Raw genomic sequence first — 4603 nt, 5'->3', positions numbered from 1 at the left:
AGTGCCCCAAAGTGCGGAAGGGGTGGGCGTCGTGCGCGCCATCGATGCGCGCAACAATCGCATCACGATCGCGCACGAGCCCATTCCGGCGCTTGGCTGGCCGTCCATGGTGATGGCCTTTCAGGTGCACTCGGCCGACCTTTTGACCGGCGTCGCCGTCGGCAATCGCGTCAACTTCACCTTGGTCAATCACAACGGCCAACCGATGGTGTCGGCGCTGCAAGTGCAGCGCTAGCAAGCGGGGCGGAGGGGCGCGATGGCGCGTTTTGCATTCTGGCTGCGCCGATTTGCCGCCTTGGCGGCGGTCCTAGCGATCGTCGCCTTTGCGCCAGTGGCCGCGTACGCGCACGCACACGAGCGGCATCCGCCCGAACAGCAACAAACCGAGACGCCGCCCGCTGCGCATGGCGACGAGCCGGTTATGACGATGCCGTGGCCGACCGCGCCGGTCGCCACTGAGCACGACGAACGACCAACAACGTTTTCCGGCCGCTTGCTGCGTTGGCTGGGCGGCTGGCACCCCGCCGCCGTGCACTTTCCCATCGCGCTTTTGCTGACGGTGGCGTTTCTCGAATTGATGGCGACCTTGCGCCGCAAGCCCATCTACACGGCAAGCAACAAGCTCTTGCTTGGGATCGCCGTCATTGGCGCCTTTGTCGCCGCGCCCCTCGGCTGGATCAATGCAGGTTTGCCGGCGGCTGACGATGCGGGCGCCCTTGTCCTGCACCGCTGGATCGGCACGGCGCTGCCATTCCTCATGCTGTTTGTGTGGTGGCTGAAGCCCAATGCGGAAGCCGCCGCCGCCGGCCGTAATGGTCCTCTTTACGCAATTGCGCTTAGCGTCGTCGCGGCGGCGATTTTGGCGCAGGCTTATCTCGGCGCCGAAGTGACCCACGGCGCTGGCCACATGGCGTTCTAAATCGGGCGGGAGACGCGATGTTTTCGCGACGCAGATTATTGCATGGCGCAGGCGCGCTCAGCGCGGGGCTCGTGGCCGCGCGCGCCTTTCCGGCCTGGGCGCAAACGCACGCGCACGGCCTTCAATCCACATTGTCCACGCTGAGCGGCGAAGACATCGCGCTCACCGTCGCGCGCCTGCACTTGAATGTCGAAGGCCGTGCGGGCCACGCCATTGGCCTTAACGGCACCGTGCCCGGTCCGCTCATTCGTCTGCGCGAAGGTCAGAACGTACGCTTGCGGGTCGACAACCAGCTCGATGAAGAGACATCGATCCACTGGCACGGGCTCATCTTGCCGTTCCAAATGGACGGCGTGCCGGGCGTCAGCTTTCCCGGCATTCGCGCGGGCCAGAGCTTCACCTACGAATTCCCGGTCCGTCAGTATGGCACTTATTGGTATCACAGCCATTCGGGCCTGCAGGAGCAGGAGGGCCATTATGGGCCGATCGTCATCGATCCCGCGCACCACGACCCGATCGCCTACGACCGCGAACATGTGATCGTACTCTCGGACTACAGCTTCCTTCACCCGCATACGATCTTCGCGCGCCTGAAGCAGGAGCCGGGCCATTTCAACATGCAGCGCGAAACCATTCTGGGCGCGCTCACCGGACGCGATCCGCCGCTCTCCGACCAGATGGAGTGGGCAGAGATGCGGATGGATCCGACCGACATCTCCGATGTCACCGGATCGACCTACACATTCCTGATCAACGGGCATGGTCCTGCGGACAATTGGACAGGGCTCTTCCAACCGGGCGAACGGGTGCGGCTTCGTTTCGTCAACGCCGCGGCGATGACGATCTTCAACGTCCGCATTCCTGGGCTGCCGCTCACGGTCGTGCAAGCGGACGGCCAGAACGTGAAGCCAGTTACGGTGGACGAGTTTCAGATCTCGGTCGCCGAGACCTATGACGTCATCATCGAACCGCGCGAGGATCGCGCCTTAACGCTTGTCGCTGAAGCCGTCGACCGTTCAGGCATGGGCCACGCGACGCTGGCGCCAAGGCCGGGCATGAGCGCGGACATTCCGCCGCTGCGCGCGCGTCCGCGCTCCACCATGCGCGACATGGGCATGGATATGTCCAGTATGACCATGGCCTGGCCAGGTTCGCCGGAAGCGGCCGCTCAAGGCGGCATGGACCATGGCGACATGTCGATGCGAGACGGCGCCAACGCGCCGCAGGTGCGGATGGGTCCTGGGGTGCAATCGATCGCGCCGATGCCGGTCGAGCGGCTTGGCGACCGGGGGCAGGGCCTCGAAGACGTTGATCACCGCGTGCTCGTCTACACTGATCTCGAAGCGCTTGAAGCCAATCCCGATACGCGTACGCCGACGCGCTCGCTCGAGCTTCACCTCACTGGAAACATGGAACGCTTCATGTGGTCGTTCGACGGCGAGCGCTTCAGTGAGGTGACCGAACCCATTCCGTTCCGGCGCGACGAGCGCGTACGGGTTACGCTCGTGAACGATTCCATGATGGCGCACCCGATTCACCTGCACGGGCACTTTTTCGAGCTGCTGACGGGACCGGATGGAAAACGCCCGCGCAAGCACACGGTGAACGTGTTGCCCGGCGGCAAGGTGACCTTCGATCTAACCGCCGATGCGCCCGGCGACTGGGCGTTTCACTGCCATCTCTTGTATCACATGCACGCCGGCATGTTCCGCGTCGTTACGGTGCGTCCGCTTGACGAGACGCGCCCATGAGATGGGCTCTGATCATCGCCGCGGCAGCGCCCGTGGCGCTTGCGACGCCAGTGCTCGCGCAAACCGATCCGCCGGCCATGCAGATGCCGTGGCCGACGTCGCCGCCGCAAACCCAACCTCCCGCCGAGCCTGGCGACCAGGATGACGCCGACCACTCGCAGATGGACCACGGCGCTATGGATCATTCGCAGATGGGCCACGGCGCGGGCGCCGATTCAGAGGTTGGCAACGTGCCCGCGCCGGAACCACCGGCTGACCATGCGGCTGAGCGCTTCTACAGCGCCGATGAAATGGAGGCGGCGCGCGCCCAGCTTCGGCGCGAGCATGGCGGCGCAATCGTCTCCTCGATCATGCTCGACACCGCCGAACTAGAATTTGGCGATGACGAAACATCGTTCCACTGGGAAGGCGAGGGCTGGATCGGCGGCGACATCAACCGCTTCGTCTTCAAGACGGAAGGCGAAGCCCATGAGGACGATGTCGAGAGCGCCGAAGTGCAGGCGCTCTACTCGCGTGCGATAGGACCGTATTTCGATTTTCAGGCAGGCGTGCGTTACGACATCGAGCCTCGCTCAAACCGGGCTTACGCCGTCCTGGGCTTCGAAGGCGTCGCGCCATATTGGTTCGAAACAACGGGCGCTCTTTTCGTGTCCGACGAAGGCGAGCTGAGCGCGCGCTTCGAAAGTTCTTATGATGCACGCCTGACGCAGCGCTGGATTCTGCAGCCTCGCGTGGAGATCAATCTCTCCGCCGACGACATTCCAGAACTTGGCGTAGGCGCCGGTTTCACCGAAGCCGAACTCGGCTTACGCCTGCGCTATGACATCACCCGCACGTTCTCGCCTTACGTTGGAGTCAGCTATGAGACGACATTGGGCGATACCGCCGACTACGTGCGCGCCGACAGCGAAGACGTCGCCGCCACCCGCTTTGTCGTCGGCGTAAGGACCTGGTTCTAGGCTAGAGCGTTCGGCAAATTGTTTCCAGCCACGGACCTTCCGGCTAAGTTGTGCTGCGACCTCAGCGAAATTGCGCCTCAAGAAGTAGCGCCGCGCTGGCGACGTAGGTTTCCGCTGTCCATACACCCTGATTGGAAGTGGTGAAGCCGCGTTTGCGTACTTCGAATACACGCACGACGCGCTCAATCGCGTCGATCAGGTTCGGCTCAACGGCTCCGCTTCCGGCCTTAGTCTCATCGCCGATTACGCCTACGATCCCATGTACTCGACCTAAAGCGCGAAGGCGTTCGGCATGTTGGCTATGGCGGCGGCATGCACCTTTGCCTCGGCATGCATCTCGCCAAGTCGAGACCGAAGTCGTGCTCGAACGCCTGCTAGCGCGGTGGCCCGCCATGTCCCTCGCCATTCCTGCAGACGAAGTGCGTTGGCTGCCCCGTCCCGGCATGCGGGGTCCGACAAGCTTGCCGCTGACGATCGCCGGCGCGCGCGAACGCTTCCGAGCGGCGTACTGAACCTGCTGAAACCGCTCACGTCGCCTTTCGGCGAGTTCCAGCCGAGCGAATTTGAACGACGAATGTCCGCTTCCGGGTAGCATCCTGCCGGTCAAAGCGAACGTCTCCTGTTAGGATAATCCGACGCAACCGCGGTGAGACGCGCATCGGACCTTCCAAGAGCGCGTAAGTTGCCGAGCGCGTCCCACAAGCGGACACGATGCTTGCTTGTGTGGCGCAGTCTTTCCGTTTCGGCGTCGTGCTCGGAACGCGCCTTACACTGGGTTTTGACGAAGCTATCCGACGGTCCCCGAGATCGCGCCATTGTTGGTGACGTTCACGGTCTTGCCGTTCTTGCGGACTGCCCACCCGGCGGCGCCTGCGTTGCCAGGATTCGTTTTCTGAAAGTTCGACGAAGTCGTTCCGGTTGCTACTGAGCCGCCGGCGCCTGCCGCCGCTGCGCCGCCGCCATTCCCACCGGCG

At 63.5% G+C, this 4603-nt stretch carries 4 protein-coding genes and 1 pseudogene; 4 read left to right on the top strand and 1 reads right to left on the bottom strand.

Going from position 1 to position 4603, the window contains the following annotated elements:
- The 4 genes from VEA80_RS18350 to VEA80_RS18335 all read left to right on the top strand — a co-directional run.
- Nucleotides 1-235, top strand: a 235-nt coding sequence (locus VEA80_RS18350; RefSeq protein WP_325062238.1) for a copper-binding protein, incomplete at its 5' end; no start/stop codon positions are given.
- A 21-nt stretch (nucleotides 236-256) separates the two neighbouring features.
- Nucleotides 257-919: a DUF2231 domain-containing protein gene (locus tag VEA80_RS18345; RefSeq protein ID WP_325062237.1), complete on the top strand. Its 663-nt coding sequence runs from the start codon at nucleotides 257-259 to the stop codon at nucleotides 917-919.
- Nucleotides 920-936: 17 nt separating this feature from the next.
- Nucleotides 937-2670 carry a copper resistance system multicopper oxidase gene (locus tag VEA80_RS18340; protein WP_325062236.1) on the top strand — a complete coding sequence of 578 codons (1734 nt, stop codon included), beginning with the start codon at nucleotides 937-939 and terminating at the stop codon, nucleotides 2668-2670.
- Nucleotides 2667-3629: a copper resistance protein B gene (locus tag VEA80_RS18335; protein ID WP_325062235.1), complete on the top strand. Its 963-nt coding sequence runs from the start codon at nucleotides 2667-2669 to the stop codon at nucleotides 3627-3629. The genes VEA80_RS18340 and VEA80_RS18335 overlap by 4 nt, the downstream gene beginning before the upstream one ends.
- Before the next feature lie 787 nt (nucleotides 3630-4416).
- On the opposite strand, the pseudogene VEA80_RS18330 reads toward VEA80_RS18335, so the two are convergent.
- Nucleotides 4417-4603 (bottom strand): annotated as a pseudogene (locus tag VEA80_RS18330) (hypothetical protein); the annotation flags it as partial.

Origin of the sequence: Vitreimonas sp., assembly GCF_035627415.1 — a bacterium.
Classification (GTDB): domain Bacteria; phylum Pseudomonadota; class Alphaproteobacteria; order Caulobacterales; family Aquidulcibacteraceae; genus Vitreimonas.
Note: the sequence above shows the minus strand (reverse complement) of the source record. Positions and strands in the feature narration are given on the sequence as shown.

Excerpts from the sequence above, each read along its gene's own strand:
- VEA80_RS18340 (WP_325062236.1), top strand. The coding sequence starts at position 937 with ATGTTTTCGCGACGCAGATTATTGCATGGCGCAGGCGCGCTCAGCGCG.
- VEA80_RS18335 (WP_325062235.1), top strand. The coding sequence starts at position 2,667 with ATGAGATGGGCTCTGATCATCGCCGCGGCAGCGCCCGTGGCGCTTGCG.
- VEA80_RS18345 (WP_325062237.1), top strand. The coding sequence starts at position 257 with ATGGCGCGTTTTGCATTCTGGCTGCGCCGATTTGCCGCCTTGGCGGCG.